Here is a 17,003-nt window from a genome sequence, read left to right as displayed (position 1 = left end):
GGCAGCACGATGCTCGCCTGGTGGGGGGCGCAGGCCGGAGAATGTGGTGGACAGTCTCTCCCGGCCGTGACAACGTTGTCCAGGCTCTATGCTCGACGCCACATCTCCGCATATCTTCATCAGCACGGCAAGACGCACACAGCCCCGTGGCCGACAGGACAGGACAGCGCATCGTGGCCGAGACCGCCCGACGAGCAGACCGCCTCACAGACCGCCTCTCCGGGGCCCGCTACGGCAACCGTCCGACGATGAAGGACGTCGCGGCACATGCCGGCGTGGGCCTCAAGACGGTGTCCCGGGTGGTCAACGGCGAGCCGGGCGTCACTCCGGACACCGAGCGCCGGGTCCAGGAGGCGATCGACGCGCTGGGCTTCCGCCGCAACGACAGCGCCCGGGTGCTGCGCAAGGGCCGTACCGCCAGCATCGGCCTGGTCCTGGAGGACCTCGCGGACCCGTTCTACGGCCCGCTCAGCCGCGCGGTCGAGGAAGTGTCCCGCGCCCATGGGTCCCTGCTGATCAACGGTTCCAGCGCCGAGGACCCCGACCGCGAGCAGGAACTGGTGCTGGCGTTGTGCGCACGCCGGGTGGACGGCCTCGTCGTCATTCCGGCCGGTGACGACCACCGCTACCTGGAGCCCGAGCTCAAGGCGGGCGTCGCCACGGTGTTCGTGGACCGCCCGGCCGGGAAGATCGACGCCGACGCCGTCCTGTCGGACAGCTTCGGCGGGGCCCTCGACGGCGTCGCCCACCTCATCGCCCACGGTCACCGCCGGATCGGCTTCATCGGCGACATGCCCCGCATCCATACCGCCGCCGAGCGGTTGCGCGGCTACCGGGCGGCCATGGAGGACGCGGGCATACCGGTCGAGGACACCTGGATGTCCCTCGGCGTCACCGACCCCCAGCGAGTGCGCCGCGCCGCCGAGGACATGCTCTCGGGCCCCGCGCCGGTCACCGCGGTCTTCGCGGGCAACAACCGGGTGACCGTCACGGTGGTACGCGTCCTCGCCGAGCACTCCCGCCCGGTCGCCCTCGTCGGCTTCGACGACTTCGAGCTGGCCGACCTCCTCCAGCCGGGCGTCACGGTCGTCGCGCAGGACGCCGCACAAATGGGCCGCACCGCCGCCGAACGCCTCTTCCGCCAGCTCGACGGCACCCTCCTCACACCGGAGCGCATCGAACTGCCCACCCGCCTGATCACCCGCGGCTCCGGCGAACTCCCGCCCGCGGACTGACCCATGACCGACACGGACCCTCGTACGCTCGCCGCGCTCGGCCTCGCCGTGGCGCCACGCGAGGACCCGCTGAGCTACCCCGGCGCATGGCCGACGGAGTCCGGACTCCTCGACGGCAACCGGCTGCTTCCCCTCACCGACGCGGTGTACGAAGCCCGCGTCCCCGTCCTCTCCGTCGGCTCCAACGCCTGCCCCGCGCAGCTCGTGCACAAGATGGCGGAGCACGGGGTGCCGTGCACGATCCCCCTGGTGAAGGCACGGGTCACGGGCATCGAGGCCGGTGTCTCCGCCCACATCAGCCTGGCGGGATACGTGTCCGCCTCGCCCTTCCACGCGCCCGGCCGCACCCGCGAGCTCTTCGTCACCTGGCTGGACCCCGCCCAGCTCGCCGTCGTCGACGCCAGCGAGGGTGTCGGTTCCCCGACGGGCGCGTACGACCGCGTACGGCTCCCGTCGTCCGGCTTCCGTGTCGAGCTGGAGTCGGGAGAGGTCCTCGACAGCGCCTGGATCTACGTCAACCGGCGGGGCGTCCTCCACAACGGCGACGGGGCGCCGCGCGGGCATCCCGGCGAGCGTGCGCTGCTCACCGAGCTTCTCGTCGAGTCGGCGGGGCTGAGGGAGCTGTTCGGTGTCACGCCCGAGGAGTTCTGCGCCCGGGCACAGGGTGACCGGGCGCTGTGCGCCCGGGGGACGCGGTTGTTCGCCGAGGAGAAGCGGACGACGGCTTCCGGTCTGGAGCGGTACGTACGGCGGGACGGGCGGCCGTAGCGGACCGGCGCGGCCCGGAGTACGGCCTCAGCAGACCGGGAGTCCGGGCACCGGCTGGTCGTTGTCGCCGCCCTTGAGGTAGACGTCGCTGACGTACACGTTCGTGTTGCCGCTGTCGTCGTCCGTCTTCGCCCACCAGACGTTCGTCCACTCGCCGTAGGTCTCGCGGCGGCCCAGGTTCTGCTGGCAGTAGAAGTAGTTGGTGCCCGCGTTGAGGATGCCGGCCTTGGTGCCGGAGGCCGTATAGGAGTCGGCGGTGCGCCAGACCTCGCAGTTGTACTTGCCTCCGCCGATCGCATGGCAGCTCGGAGCCGGGGCCGGGTCGTCACCGCCTGTGGTGCCCCCGCCTGTCGTGCTCCCGCCGGTTGTACCTCCCGTCGTGCTGTCACCCGACCCTCCGCCCGTGGTGCCGCTGCCGGCCGGCTTCGACGAGGGCGAGGACGACGGCTCGGGGGCCGGGTCGGTCTCCCGGCTCGGCTTCTCCTGCGGGCTCGGGGACCTCTTGTTCTTGTCGCCCTGTTCCGTGGGTTCGCCGTCGTCCTCGGAGAGGTCGATGGAACCCCAGCTGACGTCGTCCGAGGGGGTCGCGCCGTCGGAGGGACTCGCCGAGGACCGGGCTCCGGTGCTGGTGCCGTCGTCGCCGCCGTTCAGGAGGGCAACCGTGACGCCGGTCGAGGCGAGGACGGCGGCGACGGCCGCGGCGGCGAGGAGGGCACGGCCCTTGCGGCGGCGGGGAGTCGGCTCCGGGGCAGGCTCAGGTGCTGGGGCGGCGAACCCTGGGGAGCCCTGCGCCCCCGGCCCGGCAAGTACGTTCCCCACCGGCGGCCCGAACCCCGCACCGCCGCCCGGCGCCGGACCGAACCCCGGCGGCACCGACGGCACGCCCCGCTCCGTCGCCTCCCGTGGCGTCGGTGCGGGCCCGTGCAACCCGGTCGTCGGGGTGTCCCGCTCGGGTGCCCCGGCCACCGCTTCGAGCAGGTCCCGCGCCCGCTCGGCGTCCGGCCGCTGCTGCGGCTGCTTGTGCATCAGCTGCTGGAGGACCGGCCCGAGGGGTCCCGCGCGCCGGGGTTCCGGCAGCGGCTCGGTCACGATCGCGGTCAGCGTCGACCAGGTGGACGTACGACGGAAGGGAGAGTCCCCCTCGACGGCGGCGTACAGAGTGGCGCCGAGCGCCCAGATGTCCGAGGCGGGACCGGGGTCGTTGCCCTGCGCACGCTCGGGGGCCAAGTAGTCGAGCGAGCCGACGAGTTCACCGCTGCGGGTCAGATGGGTGGTGGAGCCGTCGCCCGGGTCCTCCATGGTCGCGATGCCGAAGTCCGTGAGGACGACCCGCCCCGAACGGTCCAGCAGGATGTTCCCCGGCTTCACATCCCGGTGCAGTACGCCGACGGCGTGGGCGGCGGCCAGGGCGTCCATGACCTTGGCTCCGATGGAGGCCGCCTCGCGCGGGTCGAGGGGGCCGCGTTCCCGCAGGACGTCGTCGAGGGAGGGGCCGTCGACCAGTTCCATGACGATCAGGGGGCGGCCGTCGACCTCGGCCACGTCATGGACGGCGATGACTCCGGGGTGCCGCACACGGGCCGCGGCCCGTGCCTCGCGCTGCATGCGCAGCCCCAGGTCGGCGAGTTCGGGCGCGGCGGCGTCCGTATAGGTGCGCAGTTCCTTGACAGCGACTTCGCGGCCGAGCACCTCGTCGTGGGTTCTCCAGACGACGCCCATGCCGCCGCGGCCGAGCTGCGCCACGACCCGGTAGCGCCCGGCGAGCAGTCGGCCGATCCCGTCGGTCTGTTCGTTGTCCCCCGAAGACACCGCTGTCCTGCCCCGTTCCTGTGACACACCAATGAGGTCCGTACAGACTAAGGGGCGGCAGTGACAGCCGTGGCGGTCCGCTCTACTTCGCCGACGCCGAGACCGTCAGGTCCGCGCGCCGCGGTGCCGCGAAGCCCTCCAGGTCCGCCCTGGTCAGCCCCGTCGCCGTGGTCACCTCGTCGATGTCGAGGGCGCCGCAGTCCAGGCCGCGCAGGAGATGGCCGCTGAGCGCCTTGGCGGTGGCGGGTTCGTCCATGACGTCTCCGCCGGCCCGGTTGGCGTACCGGGAGAGGCGGGCGGCGGCCTGTTCGAGGCCCTCGCGGTAGAAGGCGAACACGGCCGCGTACCGGGTGGGGAGGTGGCCGGGGTGCATGTCCCAGCCCTGGTAGTAGGCGCGGGCCAGGGCGCGGCGGGTGAGGCCGTGGTGGAGCCGCCAGGCGGCGTGGACCTTCTCCGTCGTACCGACCGGGAGGACGTTGGTGGAGCCGTCCGAGACGCGTACGCCCGTGCCCGCGGCCGCGACCTGCATGATCGCCTTGGCGTGGTCGGCGGCCGGGTGGTCGCCGGCCTGGTGCGCGGCGGAGACGCCGAGGCAGGCGCTGTAGTCGAAGGTGCCGTAGTGCAGGCCGGTGGCGCGGCCCTCGGCGGCCTGGATCATACGGGCCACGGTCGCGGTGCCGTCGGCGGCGAGGATGGCCTGGCTGGTCTCGATCTGGATCTCGAAGCCGAGCCGGCCGGGCTTCAGTCCGTGCGCCTTCTCGAAGGCCTCCAGCAGCCGGACCATGGCGGTGACCTGCTCGGCGTACGTCACTTTGGGGAGGGTCAGGACCAGCCCGTCGGGCAGGCCGCCGGCCTCCATCAGGCCCGTCAGGAAGATGTCGAGCGTGCGGATGCCCCGGTCGCGTACCGGCGCCTCCATGCACTTCATGCGGATGCCCATGTACGGGGCGGCCGTCCCGGTCGCGTACGCCTCGGCGATCAGCCGGGCCGCGCGGGCGGCGGTCTCGTCCTCCTCGGCGTCGGGGCGGGGTCCGTAGCCGTCCTCGAAGTCGACGCGCAGGTCCTCGACGGGTTCGCGCTCCAGCTTGGCGCGGACGCGGTCGTACACGGGCTCGGCGAGGTCCTCACTGAGCCCCAGTACGGCGGCGAAGGAGGCGGCGTCCGGGGCGTGCTCGTCGAGGGCGGCGAGGGCCTGGTCTCCCCAGGAGCGGATGGTGTCGGCGGCGAACACGTCACCGGGGACGTACACCGTGTGGACGGGCTGGCGTGTGCCGGGGTCTCCGGGGTAGCGGCGGTCCAGCTCGGCGTCGACCCGGGCGAGGGAGGCGCTGATCTCCTCACTGACGGCGCCCGAGAGGCTCGTCGTCACCTTCTCCTGCCGGCCCTGCCCCATCCCATAGCCTCCAGCTTCCGCACTGCGGAATCAACAATCCGTAGAACGAAGTTATCCGTGGATCTTGCCGGGGGTCAACACCCTCTTCATGTGCGATTCACCATGGCCCCCGCAGACGCGCCTGCTTCTTCCGTATTCAAGTACGCACCCTTCATCCTGACTCCCAAGGGGAGGAGACACCGCGTGCCGAACGACGGAAGAGTGACGCGCCGCCAAGGACTGAGGTCCGCCGCGGCCGCCGCCATCGCCGTACCACTGCTCACGACGGCGGGGTCCACACAGCAGGCCTCCGCCGGTGAGCACGCGGGCGCGTTGAACGTCATGACGTTCAATCTGCGCTTCGCGAGCACCACCGGCGATCAGCGCTGGTCCGTACGCCGTCCCGTGATGGTGGAGCTCCTACGGCGCGAGCGACCCCACGTCATCGGCACCCAGGAAGGCCTCTACCAGCAGCTGCGCATGATCGAGCAGGGCATCGGCCCGCACTACGACTGGATCGGCACCGGTCGCGGGGGCGGCAGCAAGGACGAGTTCATGGCGATCTTCTACGACACCCGAAGACTGGAACCGATCGAGTTCGACCACTTCTGGCTCTCCGACACGCCGTACACGATCGCCTCCAACACCTGGGGAGCGGACTGGCTGCGCATGGTGACGTGGGTCCGCTTCAGCGATCTCGCCGACGAAGGGCGGGAGTTCTACGTCCTCAACACCCATCTGGACAGCGTCAGCCAGTACGCGCGCGAGCGGTCCGCGGAGATGATCGGCGCGACGATCGCCGGTTTCGACCGTTCGTTACCGGTGGTGGTCACCGGCGACTTCAATGTCGCGGCCCACGACAACCCGGTGTACGACGCCCTGTTGGACGCCGGGCTCGTGGACACCTGGGACACGGCGGGGGCGCGCAGTCCGCTGTACGGGACGTTCCACTCCTATCGGTCGCTGGACCCCGGCGGCAGGCGGATCGACTGGATACTCACCACGCCCGGGGTGACCACGCACTGGGCGTCGATCAACACCTTCTCGAAGAACGGCCAGTTCCCGAGCGACCATCTGCCCGTGCAGGCCTCGCTGGGGCTGGGGTGAGGCACCGCTGAGACGGGTCGAGGCCCCGCGACCGTGCGGACGGTCGCGGGGCCTCGTACGCCCGGAGTCGCTCAGCCCTTGCGGGTCTTGACCTCCTCGGTGAGCTGCGGGACGACGTCGAAGAGGTCGCCGACGACGCCGTAGTCGACGAGGTCGAAGATCGGGGCCTCGGCGTCCTTGTTGATGGCCACGATGGTCTTCGAGGTCTGCATGCCGGCCCGGTGCTGGATCGCGCCGGAGATGCCGGAGGCGATGTACAGCTGCGGGGACACGCTCTTGCCGGTCTGGCCGACCTGGTTGGTGTGCGGGTACCAGCCCGCGTCCACCGCGGCACGGGAGGCGCCGACGGCCGCGCCGAGGGAGTCGGCCAGCGCCTCGATGATCGCGAAGTTCTCCGCGCCGTTGACGCCACGGCCACCGGAGACCACGATCGCGGCCTCGGTCAGCTCGGGGCGGCCCGTCGACTCACGCGGGGTACGGGCGGTGACCTTTGTGCCGGTCGCCTGCGCGGAGAAGGAGACGGCCAGCGCCTCGACCGTGCCCGCAGCCGGGGCAGCCTCCACGGCGGCCGAGTTCGGCTTGACCGTGATGACCGGGGTGCCCTTGGCGACACGGGACTTGGTGGTGAACGCGGCGGCGAACACCGACTGCGTGGCCACCGGGCCCTCGTCGCCTGCCTCCAGGTCGACGGCGTCGGTGATGATGCCCGAGCCGAGGCGCAGCGCCAGGCGGGCGGCGATCTCCCTGCCCTCGGTGGAGGACGGCACCAGGACGGCGGCCGGGGAGACGGCCTCGTAGGCGGCCTGGAGGGCGTCCACCTTGGGGACGACCAGGTAGTCGGCGTACTCGGCGGCGTCGTGGGTGAGGACCTTGACGGCGCCGTGCTCGGCGAGGGCCGCGGCGGTGTCGGCGGCACCCGCGCCGAGGGCGACGGCGACGGGCTCGCCGATGCGGCGGGCCAGGGTCAGCAGCTCCAGGGTGGGCTTGCGGACGGCACCGTCCACGTGGTCGACGTAGACGAGGACTTCAGCCATGGGACTTCTTCTCTCCTGCTTGCGAAAGATGAGGGACGGTCAGCGAACTGCGGGCCTCAGATGAACTTCTGGCCCGCGAGGAACTCAGCGAGCTGCTTGCCGCCCTCGCCCTCGTCCTTGACGATCGTGCCGGCGGTACGGGCCGGACGCTCGGCCGCGGAGTCGACCACCGTGTAGGCGCCCTCCAGACCGACCTCCTCGGCCTCGATGTCCAGGTCGGACAGGTCCCAGGACGCAACCGGCTTCTTCTTGGCCGCCATGATGCCCTTGAAGGAGGGGTAACGCGCCTCGCCCGACTGGTCGGTGACCGACACGACCGCCGGGAGCGATGCCTCCAGCTGCTCGCTGGCGGTGTCGCCGTCACGGCGGCCCTTGACCGTGCCGTTGGGGCCACCCTCGACGGACACCTCGGACAGCAGGGTCACCTGCGGCACACCCAGCCGCTCGGCCAGCAGCGCGGGCACGACGCCCATGGTGCCGTCGGTGGAGGCCATGCCGGAGATCACCAGGTCGAAGCCGGCCTTCTCGATCGCCTTCGCCAGCACCAGCGAGGTGCCGATGGCGTCGGTGCCGTGCAGGTCGTCGTCCTCGACGTGGATCGCCTTGTCGGCGCCCATGGAAAGGGCCTTGCGGAGCGCGTCCTTGGCGTCCTCCGGGCCCACGGTGAGGACGGTGATCTCGGCGTCGTCGGCGTCGTCGGCGATCTGCAGCGCCTGCTCGACCGCGTATTCGTCGAGCTCGGAGAGCAGACCGTCCACGTCGTCCCGGTCGACGGTCAGGTCATCGGCGAAGTGCCGGTCGCCAGTGGCGTCGGGCACGTACTTCACAGTGACAACGATCCTCAAGCTCACGCCGGCTCTCCTACTGCATCGTCTCTTCTGGGCTGCCTTCTTGACAGGCAGCATAGGCGCCTGAAGCGGCCGATCCCCGTCGGGGCGACCCGCGCTCCGACCGAAATATTACTCGCCAGTACACCCATTCACTGCCCACTGAGCAAGCGCTTTGAACTGTGACCTTGACAACGCTGCGTAATCGCATGGGAATCGACGCGAAACTCCGTCCGCGTCAGTCGCGCAGGCCGTGGAAGCGCCCCTGGTGGTACAGCAACGGACGCCCCACGCCCGACGGATCGCCGACGACGACCTCGGCCAGGACGATCCGGTGGTCGCCCGCGGGGACCCGGGCCACCACCCGGCAGACGAGCCAGGCGAGCACGTCGTCCAGGACGGGAACTCCCTCCGGGCCGTTACGCCACCTGGTGGGCGCCCCGAACCGGTCGGCCCCGCTGCGCGCGAAGGTGGCGGCCAGCTCCTGCTGATGCTCGCCGAGTATGTGCACGCCCACGTGAGCGGCCTCGGATATCACCGGCCAGCTGGAGGCGCCGGTACCGATGCCGAACGACAGCAGCGGGGGCTCGGCGGAGACCGAGCTGAGCGAGGTGGCGGTGAAGCCGACGCGGCCGCCGGCGCCGTACGCCGTGATCACGGCGACTCCGGCCGCGTGCCGTCTGAAGACGGAGCGCAGCAGGTCCGGGGAGCCGACTTGCGGGGAGCCGAGTTGCGGGGCGGCGAGGCCGGGTCTGGCCGTCATGGGGGCATCCTTCTGCGGGAGCGGTCGAGCGGGTCCGTGGCCGTTCAACAGCTCGGACAGCACGCGCTCGCCGTGCGGGCGAGGTCCACGTGCACGCGCTCGAAGAGAAGGATGTCCCTGGGCATACGGTCAGACTGACGATAGGTGGCGTGTGCAGTCAAGTGCGTTCCGTTATCTGGGAGATGTATCACCGATGACCTCGGAGGCGAGGGTCAGACCGCTTCGCCGAGCGCCGCGATCACGTCCGCCTTGCGCGGCTGCCCCGTCGCGCGCCGTACGACCCGCCCGTCCGCGTCGAGGACGAGCACGGTGGGCGTCTTGAGGATGCCGAGCCGACGGACGAGGTCGAGGTGCCGCTCGGCGTCGATCTCCACGTGGGAGACCCCGGGCACCATCCCGGCGATGTCGCCGAGCACTCTGCGAGTGGCCCGGCAGGGTGCGCAGAACGCGCTGGAGAACTGGACGAGTGTGGCCCGTTCGCCGAGCCCCTCCCCCAATTCGGCCGCGCCGAGCCGCTGATCGCCGTCCCGCACGCGCACTACCCGCCTCCCGCTCCGCCGCCGCTGCGGCACTCCGCACGCCGCCGCGATCACCAGTACGACGGCCATGACCTGCTCAGCGTTCGTCAGCGTTCGGGAAACCGCAAAGATTCCCAGCCCCCAAGACGCCACGAAGTAAACGCCAGGTAAGAGTCCGAGGTCGATCATGTGGCCGAACGTGACGAGGATCTCGCCGTTCACCGGCACGAGGACTGGCTACTCGACCGTTCTTGGGGCACGATCTGCGAGATGCCGTAAAACCTACGGCTGCGTAACTTTCCCGCCGGGAGCCCCCTTCCCAGGCAGAGAGAAGGGTCCACTCCGTCCATGGCTGAGCTTGCCTACCGTCCCGCCATCGGTCTCGCCCTGACGCTGTTCAAGGCCTGGGACCTGAAGATCGACTGCAAGGGGTCGGAGAACATCCCGCGCTCGGGCGGCGCCGTGCTGGTGAGCAACCACATCAGCTACCTGGACTTCATCTTCGACGGTATGGCCGCGCTGCCGCAGAAGCGTCTGGTGCGCTTCATGGCGAAGGAGTCGGTGTTCCGGCACAGGATCTCCGGCCCGCTGATGCGCAACATGAAGCACATCCCCGTGGACCGCAAGCAGGGTGACGCGGCCTACTCGCACGCGCTGGAGTCACTGAAGTCCGGGGAAATCGTCGGCGTCTTCCCCGAGGCCACGATCTCGCAGTCGTTCACGCTGAAGTCCTTCAAGTCGGGCGCCGCCCGCCTGGCCCAGGAGGCGGGCGTCCCGATGATCCCGATGGCGGTGTGGGGCACTCAGCGGCTGTGGACCAAGGGGCAACCGCGCAACTTCAAGCGCAGCCACATCCCGATCACCATCCGGGTCGGCGAGGCGATCGAGGCGTCCCGCGACAAGTACGCGGGCGTCATCACCCGGCAGCTGCGCGGGCGGGTCCAGGAGCTCCTGGAGGCCGCCCAGCGCGCCTACCCCGTACGCCCCAAGGGCCCGGACGACACCTGGTGGATGCCCGCCCACCTCGGCGGCACGGCCCCCACCCCCGAAGAGGTACGCGCGGCCGAGTCGCGCTGAGCCGGCTCACTCGGCGGCGTGGACGGTGATCCGCGCCCCGGGGCTGAACTTCTCCAGCAGTTCGGCGAGTTCGGCCCCGGCCCGTTCGACGTCCGGCACCGGCATGGGCGCCAGGCTCTCCAGCAGGAAGACCGCCGCGGTGGACTCCTCGGTGAGGCGGGTGCGCGGGCCCTGGCGCCAGTTCCAGCGGCGGCAGGTCACGCCCAGTTCGTCGCGCCAGACGACCTCACCGGCGTCGGGGTGTTCGACGACCTCCTCGCCGGCCGCGACGGTCGTGAACTCCTCGTCGCCGGTGGCGCGGACGAGCCGCATCCCGCCCTGGATCCGGTCGAGGTCCTCGCCGCCGGCCGGGATCAGATGGGCGACGCTGATCGCGTTGTAGAGGTCGACCAGGACGTTGATCCGGGGCAGCCCGGCGTCCGACAGTGCCCGCTTGGCCAGCGCCTCGGCCGAGTTGCGCGTGCGTGAGGGCTTGGCTCCGAACGCCGTGTAGGTCTCGCGCCAGGCCGCCATGTGCGGGTCCTCGTGCGGGGCGCGCCCGTCCAGTCGTACGGCCAGACGGCGGGCCGCGTCGTCCAGCAGTGCCGAAGTGCCGTCCGTGCTGGGCCCGTTGACGAGTCCGTACGCCTCGACGGCGACATGCGTGAAACCGGGCGCGAGGGCACGCACCTCGTCGGACACGGTGAGCGTGAGAGTCATCGTCTGACGTGCCTGCCTTGCCTCAGAGTTCGGTGGGGAGCGTCTTGAAGAGGTACGGCCGGTCGGGCGCGGCCTTGAGGGCGCCGAGTACGGCCGGGTGGGGTTCAGCGTACAGGACCGGGTAGTCCAGCTCGTTGGACCCGGGGTCGGGGACCCAGGCCAACCGCTCGCCGTTCAGGGAGAACTGGGCGTCCACGCCCGGCTTGTTGCCCCGGGGGTCCTGCCGGTGCCAGGCGCCGTTGAACCGTACGGCGACCAGACCGTGCACCACCTCGAACTTCTGATAGCACAGCGCCGTCGGGATGTCCTCGGCCCGCAGCAGCGCGGCCAGCGCGTGGGCCTTGGCGTAGCAGATGCCGGTGCCCTGCTCCAGGACGTCGGAGGCGCGCCAGGTGACGCGGAGATCGCCGGAGTCCTGCGAGTGTGGGATGGTGTCGCGCACGAACTCGAATGTCGCCTGCGCATAGACATACGAGTCCGCCGCCTCCTTCGCGAGGCGTGCGGCCACTTCCCGTACGACCGGGTGATGATGGTCGATGACCTCGTCAGCGGCCAAGTAGGCGGACAGATCGGGGGTTTGCTGGATCAGCTCCATGCCCGCAGAGCATAGGTATGCGATCACCTGAGAGTCAATTACTTTACGAATAGCCGCATACTTATGCGCATGTGTGGTCAGGTGGCTGGGTGGCCTACCGCGCCATCTCCTCCTTCAGCGCCGCCACGAACCCGTCCACGTCGTCCTCGGTCGTGTCGAAGGCGCACATCCAGCGGACGTCGCCCGCGGCTTCGTCCCAGAAGTAGAAGCGGTACCGCTTCTGCAGGCGTTCGCTCACGTCGTGCGGGAGCCGGGCGAAGACGGCGTTGGCCTGCACCGGGTGGAGGATCTCCACGCCGTGCACCGCGCGTACGCCCTCGGCGAGCCGCTGGGCCATCTCGTTGGAGTGCCGGGCATTGCGCAGCCACAGGTCCTTGGCGAGCAGGGCCTCCAACTGCACTGAGACGAAACGCATCTTGGAGGCGAGCTGCATGGACAGCTTGCGCAGGTGCTTCATATGGCTGACGGCGTCCTGGTTGATGACGACGACCGCCTCCCCGAACAGCGCCCCGTTCTTCGTGCCGCCGAGGGAGAGGATGTCCACGCCGACCGCGTTGGTGAAGGTCCGCATCGGGACGTTCAGGGAAGCCGCCGCGTTGGCTATCCGGGAGCCGTCGAGGTGCACTTTCATGCCGTGGGCGTGGGCGTGCTCGCAGATCGCGCGGATCTCGTCCGGTGTGTAGAGGGTGCCCAGTTCGGTGCTCTGGGTGATCGAGACGACCTGCGGCATCGCGCGGTGCTCGTCCTCCCAGCCCCAGGCCTGCCGGTCGATCAGCTCGGGCGTCAGCTTGCCGTCGGGCGTGGGCACGGGGAGCAGCTTGAGGCCGCCCATGCGCTCGGGGGCGCCGCCCTCGTCGACGTTGATGTGCGCGCTCTCGGCGCAGATCACCGCGCCCCAGCGGTCGGTGACCGCCTGGAGCGCGACGACGTTGGCGCCGGTGCCGTTGAAGACCGGGAACGCCTCGGCGGTCGCGCCGAAGTGGCTCCGGATGATCCGCTGGAGGTTCTCGGTGTAGTCGTCCTCGCCGTACGAGACCTGGTGCCCGCCGTTGGCCAGGGCCAGGGCGGCGAGCACCTCGGGGTGGGCCCCCGCGTAGTTGTCGCTGGCGAAGCCGCGGGTCTCCGGGTCGTGATGGCGGCGCGCGTCGGTCTTCGGAGGGTTCACGGCTTCTCGGTCAGCCACAGACGGTTCCCGTTCACTTCGGCGGCGGGCCGCTCCCAGACGCCGGCGATGGCCTCGGCCAGCTCCTTGACGTCGGTGAAGCCCGCGAACTTCGCGTTGGGGCGCTCCGCGCGCATCGCGTCGTGCACCAACGCCTTCACCACCAGGATCGCAGCCGCGGACGTCGGGCCCCTCCCGCCCCCGGCCTTGCGGAAGTAGTCGGCCAGCGCCAGGGTCCACGCCTCGGCGGCGGCCTTGGCGGCTGCGTAGGAGGCGTTGCCCGCGGTGGGCCTGCTCGCGCCCGCGGCGCTGATCAGGATGTACCGGCCGCGGTCGCTGCGCTGCAAGGCCTCGTGGAAGGCGAGGGAGGTGTGCTGCACGGTGCGGATGAGCAGCAGTTCGAGCAGGTCCCAGTCGTCGAGACTCGTCTTGGTGAAGGTCTCGCTGCCGCGCCAGCCGCCGACGAGGTGGACCACGCCGTCGACGTGCCCGAAGTCCTTCTCGATATGGGTGGCCCAGTCGCGGGTCGACTGCGGGTCGAGCAGATCGACCGTGTCGCCGATGACCGTGGCACCGCCGTGCGCGTAGCGGGCCGCGTCCACGGCCTCCGCCAGCCGCTCGGGATCGTTGTCCGCGCCGACGACGGTCGCCCCCGCGTCGGCCAGCCTGAGCAGCGTCGCCCGGCCGGCGGGTCCGCCCGCGCCGGCCACCGCGATCACCGCACCGCTGAGAGCCCCGTTCCCCATGGTCCTCGCCTGCCCCTCTTTGTCGCTCGTTCGCCCACGGAGCGCTCCAGCCGGTGTCGAAGCGCCGACCGTCACGCGGCGACCTGCTCGGCACTCTCCGCCGTGATGCCCTTGGTGGAGGCGATCACATGCTTCAGCTTCTTGGAGAGGGCCTCATAGAACATGCTCAGCGGAAACTCGTCGGGAAGCACGTCGTCGACGAGCTTTCGCGGCGGCCGGCTCAGATCCAGGGCGTCCGGGCCCTTGGCCCAGCGGGAGCCGGGGTGCGGGGCGAGGTAGGTGGAGACCAGCTCGTACCCGGCGAACCAGTGCACGAGCTTCGGGCGGTCGATGCCGTCGCGGTACAGCTTCTCGATGTCGGCGCACAGCTGGTTGGTGATCTGCGGGGCGCGCTGCCAGTCGATGGACAGCTTGTTGTCGGTCCAGCGGACGACGTCGTGCTGGTGCAGGTAGGCGAAGAGGAGCTGGCCGCCGAGGCCGTCGTAGTTCCGTACGCGCTCGCCGGTGACCGGGAAGCGGAACATGCGGTCGAAGAGCACCGCGTACTGCACGTCACGGGCCTGCGGGACGCCGTCGGCCTCCAGTTTCACGGCCTCCTTGAAGGCGGTGAGGTCGCAGCGCAGTTCCTCCAGGCCGTACATCCAGAACGGCTGGCGCTGCTTGATCATGAAGGGGTCGAAGGGCAGGTCGCCGTGGCTGTGGGTACGGTCGTGGACCATGTCCCACAGGACGAAGGCCTCCTCACAGCGCTTCTGGTCGCCGACCATCTCGCGGATGTCGTCGGGCAGTTCGAGCCCGAGGACGTCGACGGCGGACTCGGTGACCCGGCGGAAGCGGGCGGCCTCGCGGTCGCAGAAGATGCCGCCCCAGGAGAAGCGCTCGGGGGCCTCGCGCACGGCGATGGTCTCCGGGAAGAGGACGGCCGAGTTGGTGTCGTAGCCGGAGGTGAAGTCCTCGAAGGTGATGCCGCAGAACAGCGGGTTGTCGTAGCGGGTGCGCTCCAGCTCGGCCAGCCAGTCCGGCCAGACCATGCGCAGCACGACCGCTTCGAGGTTGCGGTCCGGGTTGCCGTTCTGCGTGTACATCGGGAAGACGACCAGATGCTGCAGGCCGTCCCGCCGGTCGGCCGCGGGCTGGAACGCCAGCAGCGAGTCGAGGAAGTCGGGGGCCCCGAAGCCCTCGTCGGCCCAGCGGCGCAGGTCCTTCACGAGCGCCTTGTGGTACGCGGCGTCGTGCGGCAGCAGGGCGGAGAGCGCCTCCACCGCGTCGACGACCCGGCGTACGGCAAGCTCGGCGTCCCCCTGAGCCGGGGCGCCCTCGGCATCGAAGTCGATCGACCCGTCCTTGGACTGCCATGGCCGGATCTGCTCCACGGCATCCTTGAGCACGGGCCAGGCCGGGTGTTCCACCACCCTGCCACCAGGAGGAACCTGCTCCTCCGCACCCACCTGCACAAGAATTTCCGTCATGACCCATCCTCCACGGGAGAACCTCGCGTAAGGACACCGTATGTAGCCGAGGATCATTCCCGCAAGACGAGTAATCGGGAAGTTATCCTGTGTGGCCCCTATCTTCACCGGATTTCTTCCTGCAGGACACCGTCAAGGCGACGTTTTCCACTCTTTCGCTAGGAGCCGACGCCCACCGGAGTCAACGCCCGCGGGACTCGCCCACCCAGGGGTGACCGGATCGTGGCGGCGCGAGCGGAAACGGTCCTGTTCCCCCGTGTCGGACGGTCCGTACGAGCCCGTGCACGAGCGGATACATCGCCGGGCCGGACGACTACGCTGCGGCCTTGCCGCGTGGAGGCAGCCCTTTTCGACGTTCCGACCACGCGGACCGAGCCGCCGTCGACGGAAGCGAGTCAACCTTGAACTTCCTCACCATCGGTCATCGCGGAGTCATGGGTGTCGAACCCGAGAACACCCTCCGTTCCTTCGTCGCCGCCGAGCACGCGGGCCTCGACGTCATCGAACTCGATCTGCACCTCAGCAAGGACGGCGCGCTGGTCGTCATGCACGACCCCGACGTCGACCGCACGACGGACGGCACCGGGCCGGTCGCCGACAAGACCCTCGCCGAGCTGCGCGCCCTCGACGCGGGCCGGGGTGAGCGCGTTCCGACCTTCGAGGAGGTCGTGGACGCGGTGAAGGCACCGCTCCAGGCCGAGATCAAGGACGTGGCGGCGGCGCGGGCACTGGCCGAGGTCATGCACCGGCGCGACCTGGCGGGACGGGCCGAGGTGCTGTCCTTCCACGACGAGGCGATCGCCGAGATCGCCCGGCTCGTCCCGGGCGTCCGCACGGCGCTGGTCGCCAGCCACTACGGCAACGATGTCGTCGAGCGCGCCACGGCGGTCGGCGCCGCAACCGTCGTCCTCAACATCCGGCGGCTGACGCTGGAGCTCGTCGAACACGCGCGCAAGGCGGACCTGAGGATCATCGGCTGGGTGGTGAACACCCAGGACCAGCTGCGTCTCGTGCGGGCCCTGGAGCTGGACGGCGCGACCACCGACTACCCGGAGATCAAACGCACCGGCCGCTTCACCGCGTGAACGTCACGACGACCGTCACACCAGCGGCTTGACCAGCAGCTCGAACCGCAGGTCGTCGCGCTGTGGGACACCGAAGCGCTCGTCGCCGTACGGGAAGGGGGCCATCTCTCCCGTACGGCGGTAGCCGCGCCGCTCGTACCAGGCGATGAGGTCCTCACGTACGGAGATCACGGTCATGTGCATCTCCTTGGCACCCCAGGTCTCGCGCACGGTCCGCTCGGCCTCCGCGATGATCACCTTGCCGAGCCCCGCGCCCTGGAGCTCGGGCCGGACGGCGAACATCCCGAAGTAGGCCTGGTCGCCACGGTGTTCGAGCTGGCAGCAGGCGGTGATGGTGCCGTCGCGCTCGACGGTGAGCAGACGGCTGTCGGGCGACTCGACGATCTCCAGCACGCCGTCGCGGTCGGTGCGCTGCCCCTGGAGAATGTCCGCCTCCGTGGTCCAGCCGACCCGGCTGGAGTCCCCGCGGTACGCCGACTCGATCAGCGCGACGAGGGTGTCCACGTCGGCGTCGGTGGCGTCACGGAAGGTCAGTTCGGTGGCAGCGGTCTCCATGGGGCAACTCCATCGCATCGTGACGCGGCTCGGGCACCGACGAGAGTAACTCCAAGCCGACTAGTGCCCTGCGCCAGAAATCACGAGACTAAGTCTGCTTCAGGTTTCAGTGGTCGGCGGGTTGATTTTGGTGAGGTAGTCGGCGAGGGAGTTGAGGATCTCGTCGGCGGTCTTGGTCCAGG

18 protein-coding genes are annotated in these 17,003 nt (G+C 70.2%); 5 read left to right on the top strand and 13 right to left on the bottom strand.

Annotation, left to right across the window (positions count from 1 at the left end; genetic code table 11):
* The first annotated feature begins 173 nt into the window (after positions 1-173).
* Positions 174-1,235: a LacI family DNA-binding transcriptional regulator gene (locus ACWD3C_RS37820; protein WP_451151361.1), complete on the top strand. Its 1,062-nt coding sequence runs from the start codon at positions 174-176 to the stop codon at positions 1,233-1,235.
* Positions 1,236-1,238: 3 nt separating this feature from the next.
* Positions 1,239-2,003, top strand: a complete 765-nt coding sequence (locus ACWD3C_RS37815) for a hypothetical protein (RefSeq protein WP_451151359.1) — start codon at positions 1,239-1,241, stop codon at positions 2,001-2,003.
* A 27-nt stretch (positions 2,004-2,030) separates the two neighbouring features.
* Here ACWD3C_RS37815 and ACWD3C_RS37810 read toward each other — a convergent pair whose 3' ends face one another.
* Together ACWD3C_RS37810 and ACWD3C_RS37805 are read right to left on the bottom strand one after the other, a co-directional pair.
* Entirely contained in the window at positions 2,031-3,812 is a 1,782-nt protein-coding gene (locus ACWD3C_RS37810) for a serine/threonine-protein kinase (protein ID WP_451151357.1), read from the bottom strand.
* Positions 3,813-3,894: 82 nt separating this feature from the next.
* Positions 3,895-5,205 (bottom strand): DUF6986 family protein, encoded by a 1,311-nt coding sequence (locus ACWD3C_RS37805; protein ID WP_451151355.1) that lies wholly within the window; start codon positions 5,203-5,205, stop codon positions 3,895-3,897.
* Positions 5,206-5,388: 183 nt separating this feature from the next.
* Here ACWD3C_RS37805 and ACWD3C_RS37800 point away from each other — a divergent pair, with 183 nt between their 5' ends.
* The gene (locus ACWD3C_RS37800; RefSeq protein ID WP_451151353.1) at positions 5,389-6,291 is read left to right on the top strand and encodes an endonuclease/exonuclease/phosphatase family protein; all 903 of its coding nucleotides are present in this window, start codon (positions 5,389-5,391) and stop codon (positions 6,289-6,291) included.
* 71 nt (positions 6,292-6,362) lie between these two features.
* On the opposite strand, the gene ACWD3C_RS37795 is transcribed toward ACWD3C_RS37800, so the two are convergent.
* The 5 genes from ACWD3C_RS37795 to ACWD3C_RS37775 form a co-directional block, all read right to left on the bottom strand.
* Positions 6,363-7,325: an electron transfer flavoprotein subunit alpha/FixB family protein gene (locus tag ACWD3C_RS37795; protein WP_451151351.1), complete on the bottom strand. Its 963-nt coding sequence runs from the start codon at positions 7,323-7,325 to the stop codon at positions 6,363-6,365.
* 56 nt (positions 7,326-7,381) lie between these two features.
* Positions 7,382-8,176, bottom strand: a complete 795-nt coding sequence (locus tag ACWD3C_RS37790; protein WP_451151349.1) for an electron transfer flavoprotein subunit beta/FixA family protein — start codon at positions 8,174-8,176, stop codon at positions 7,382-7,384.
* Between the two features lie 214 nt (positions 8,177-8,390).
* On the bottom strand, positions 8,391-8,915 hold the full coding sequence (locus tag ACWD3C_RS37785; protein WP_451151347.1) for a flavin reductase family protein: 525 nt from the start codon (positions 8,913-8,915) through the stop codon (positions 8,391-8,393).
* Positions 8,916-8,959: 44 nt separating this feature from the next.
* A complete protein-coding gene (locus tag ACWD3C_RS37780) occupies positions 8,960-9,040 on the bottom strand; it encodes a putative leader peptide (RefSeq protein ID WP_451151418.1) in 81 nt (26 codons plus the stop codon).
* An 87-nt stretch (positions 9,041-9,127) separates the two neighbouring features.
* Entirely contained in the window at positions 9,128-9,523 is a 396-nt protein-coding gene (locus ACWD3C_RS37775; RefSeq protein ID WP_451151345.1) for a TlpA family protein disulfide reductase, read from the bottom strand.
* Positions 9,524-9,781: 258 nt separating this feature from the next.
* Between ACWD3C_RS37775 and ACWD3C_RS37770 the strand changes: the two genes are divergently transcribed.
* The gene (locus ACWD3C_RS37770) at positions 9,782-10,510 is read left to right on the top strand and encodes a lysophospholipid acyltransferase family protein (RefSeq protein ID WP_451151343.1); all 729 of its coding nucleotides are present in this window, start codon (positions 9,782-9,784) and stop codon (positions 10,508-10,510) included.
* Positions 10,511-10,516: 6 nt separating this feature from the next.
* On the opposite strand, the gene ACWD3C_RS37765 is transcribed toward ACWD3C_RS37770, so the two are convergent.
* The 5 genes from ACWD3C_RS37765 to ACWD3C_RS37745 all read right to left on the bottom strand — a co-directional run bounded on the left by ACWD3C_RS37765 (position 10,517) and on the right by ACWD3C_RS37745 (position 15,181).
* A complete protein-coding gene (locus tag ACWD3C_RS37765) occupies positions 10,517-11,209 on the bottom strand; it encodes a B3/B4 domain-containing protein (RefSeq protein WP_451151341.1) in 693 nt (230 codons plus the stop codon).
* Between the two features lie 22 nt (positions 11,210-11,231).
* Complete coding sequence (locus ACWD3C_RS37760; RefSeq protein ID WP_451151339.1) at positions 11,232-11,804, bottom strand: transglutaminase domain-containing protein; 573 nt, start codon at positions 11,802-11,804, stop codon at positions 11,232-11,234.
* Positions 11,805-11,898: 94 nt separating this feature from the next.
* Entirely contained in the window at positions 11,899-12,969 is a 1,071-nt protein-coding gene (locus ACWD3C_RS37755) for a threonine aldolase family protein (RefSeq protein ID WP_451151337.1), read from the bottom strand.
* Complete coding sequence (locus ACWD3C_RS37750) at positions 12,966-13,712, bottom strand: SDR family NAD(P)-dependent oxidoreductase (RefSeq protein WP_451151335.1); 747 nt, start codon at positions 13,710-13,712, stop codon at positions 12,966-12,968. The genes ACWD3C_RS37755 and ACWD3C_RS37750 overlap by 4 nt, the downstream gene beginning before the upstream one ends.
* A 71-nt stretch (positions 13,713-13,783) precedes the next feature.
* Positions 13,784-15,181, bottom strand: coding sequence for a DUF6421 family protein (locus tag ACWD3C_RS37745; protein WP_451151333.1), 1,398 nt, complete (start codon positions 15,179-15,181; stop codon positions 13,784-13,786).
* A gap of 401 nt (positions 15,182-15,582) precedes the next feature.
* Between ACWD3C_RS37745 and ACWD3C_RS37740 the strand changes: the two genes are divergently transcribed.
* Complete coding sequence (locus ACWD3C_RS37740; protein WP_451151331.1) at positions 15,583-16,266, top strand: glycerophosphodiester phosphodiesterase; 684 nt, start codon at positions 15,583-15,585, stop codon at positions 16,264-16,266.
* A 15-nt stretch (positions 16,267-16,281) separates the two neighbouring features.
* On the opposite strand, the gene ACWD3C_RS37735 is transcribed toward ACWD3C_RS37740, so the two are convergent.
* Positions 16,282-16,821 (bottom strand): GNAT family N-acetyltransferase, encoded by a 540-nt coding sequence (locus ACWD3C_RS37735; RefSeq protein ID WP_451151329.1) that lies wholly within the window; start codon positions 16,819-16,821, stop codon positions 16,282-16,284.
* Between the last annotated feature and the right edge of the window lie 182 nt (positions 16,822-17,003).

Source organism: Streptomyces sp. NPDC002845, from assembly GCF_053591955.1.
Note: the sequence above shows the minus strand (reverse complement) of the source record. Positions and strands in the feature narration are given on the sequence as shown.